We start from the raw sequence: 2,205 nt of genomic DNA on the forward strand, positions 1-2,205 counted from the left end.
TCTTAAGTGAACGGCATTAGAGCCTAGAGCTCCGTTTTTATTTGTCTGTATAAAATGACTTATACAACGAACAAGTTTAAGACCGTTAGATAGTCCAACTATTGCCCTTCTCAACCACGCTGTTTTCGGACGCATAAGAATTGATAATGGTAAAGCTCGACTCGACAGCTGGCTCTTGCCCAATTTGATTCATTGAAGCTCCCTCATGATGCCCTTCTCTACAACTGCACTTCTCGCATACTTGCTTCAAAATATGCACGAGCCTCTCTTGGTTAAGCGGCAAAGGGTTTCCTTTAATCGCCACTGATTTGAGCGCGTCGGCAGACACCTCATCAAACTGGGCTTCACAGACACCAAATTCCAACAAGTTGGGTAACTTAAGCGTATCAAGCACTTCCGATAACCAAGAAATTGCCTCCTCTTCTATTGCTTCTACGTTACCTGTTACTATCTGAGCGATTCGCTGATAACGCGCTAGGATGTCGCTTCTTTGCTGCTCTTTTGCAACGGCTATGTTCTCCAACATCACAAACGGCGCTAAACGCGCGGTAATCACACTATGAGGCGCAGAAATCTTACCTCCTAGTGCGGAGGCTAAACCATGGGCTGCGCCAAGCTTGGCATTAGTTATCGCCATACCACCGAGCATAGAAGCGAAAGCAAGATCAGAACGCGCTTGAGGCTCATCATAAACACACGCTTTAACCACAGAACCACTCAACTTACGCAGCCCTTCTTCACAAATCATATCGGTTAACGGATTCGGTTCACCACACACGTAGGCTTCCATTAGATGAGTAAAGGCATCCATCGCACCTCGCCCAGATAGATATAGATTGGTTCCATGAGTTAGGGTTGGGTCGACAATCGCAACGTCGGCCAGCATGTCTGGGCTTCTCAGGCTGATTTTCACTTGGTCTTGGCCTGATTTCAGCACCGCGTTTTTAGTGACCTCGGCGCCGGTACTCGCTGTGGTTGGAATTGCGATAAACGGAAGTGGTTTGGTTTTAAGAGGAACATTACGCCCGACCACTTCAACATAGTCATATAAATTGCCTTGATTAGGTAAAACCGCAGCCAACGCTTTGCCCATATCGATGGCGCTACCGCCCCCCATGGCGACAACCATATCTGGCTTAAATCGACGAGCAGAAATAGCCGCCTCTTCAACCATTTTGATATTAGGTTCACCGGAAACGGCAATGTGCTGATAACGCATACTCTGCGCATCAAGATAGTCAGTAACAATTGAAGTGCGCTCTAATGTATTGCCTGTAACCAATAGCACGCTGTAGCCATATTGATTAAAGAGAGACAATGAAGCGGAAAGTGCTCCATCACCAAAGATGATCTTTGTAGATGTCATAAATTGAAACATGGTGCCTCCTGCGCCTATGACCGAACAAAACTGCGAACTCTTGGTTATTGGAATTTAGCCTTTATATAGTGCATCAGTATTAAGATGCCTCGTTCTGTATGCGCTTTTTTTGACGAGGTGCAACTTGTCGCATTAAAGATGGATTAATGTCGTATTCTTAGGGGTAATTCACACTCTTAAATTAAGGGTAATCAATCTGAATACCCATCAGAAATCAGCATGGATCCTTTTTGTGACCATTATTTGCTCTGATAGACAAAACCTATTGTATTAAGAGGTAATTCCATCTTTATTTCCCCATGGCATTGAGGCATAGTTGGTTTTATGAAATTTTGAGTGGTATTCACTAAAGAATAGTTAACATAATCGAGTTAACGAGCCTCATCCCGTATTTAGGAGAAATTAAATGTTTGTAGTTATTTTTGGTCGCCCTGCTTGCCCATTCTGTGTTCGTGCAAAAGAGCATGCTGAAACTCTTAAAGCTAAACGCGATGACTTCAACTACCGTTACGTTGACATCCACGCTGAAGGTATCAGCAAAGCTGATCTAGAGAAGACTGTTGGTAAACCTGTCGATACAGTTCCACAAATCTTCATCGACCAAGACCACATCGGCGGCTGCACAGAATTTGAAGCATACGCAAAAGAAAACCTAGGTCTTTTCGACTAAGCTAGGATTTCTCAAACGAGAATCAGGGCTAAAGCCTTAAACAGCTGACCCATTTAGGCGTTAGACTGTACGATTTATAAAAAGCCCGCTCACTGTAGCGGGCTTTTTTATGACCAGTTTTCATACGGAATAAGAATAAGGTCAAAATCAAGTAAAT

The 2,205-nt window shown here is 43.9% G+C and carries 2 protein-coding genes; one reads left to right on the forward strand and one right to left on the reverse strand.

Features of this window, described 5'->3' with window-relative positions:
* Positions 1 to 85: 85 nt before the first annotated feature.
* A complete protein-coding gene (locus tag AB4507_RS21730) occupies positions 86 to 1,378 on the reverse strand; it encodes an iron-containing alcohol dehydrogenase (protein ID WP_017060396.1) in 1,293 nt (430 codons plus the stop codon).
* A gap of 406 nt (positions 1,379 to 1,784) precedes the next feature.
* Between AB4507_RS21730 and AB4507_RS21735 the strand changes: the two genes are divergently transcribed.
* The gene (locus tag AB4507_RS21735) at positions 1,785 to 2,048 is read left to right on the forward strand and encodes a GrxA family glutaredoxin (protein ID WP_009847069.1); all 264 of its coding nucleotides are present in this window, start codon (positions 1,785 to 1,787) and stop codon (positions 2,046 to 2,048) included.
* Positions 2,049 to 2,205: the final 157 nt, after the last annotated feature.

It is taken from the genome of Vibrio sp. 10N.222.54.A3, assembly GCF_041474095.1.
GTDB lineage: Bacteria > Pseudomonadota > Gammaproteobacteria > Enterobacterales > Vibrionaceae > Vibrio > Vibrio crassostreae_C.

Bases quoted from the DNA above. Each gene is read 5' to 3' on its own strand.
- AB4507_RS21735 (WP_009847069.1), top strand. From the start codon at position 1,785: ATGTTTGTAGTTATTTTTGGTCGCCCTGCTTGCCCATTCTGTGTTCGT.
- AB4507_RS21730 (WP_017060396.1), bottom strand. From the start codon at position 1,378: ATGTTTCAATTTATGACATCTACAAAGATCATCTTTGGTGATGGAGCA.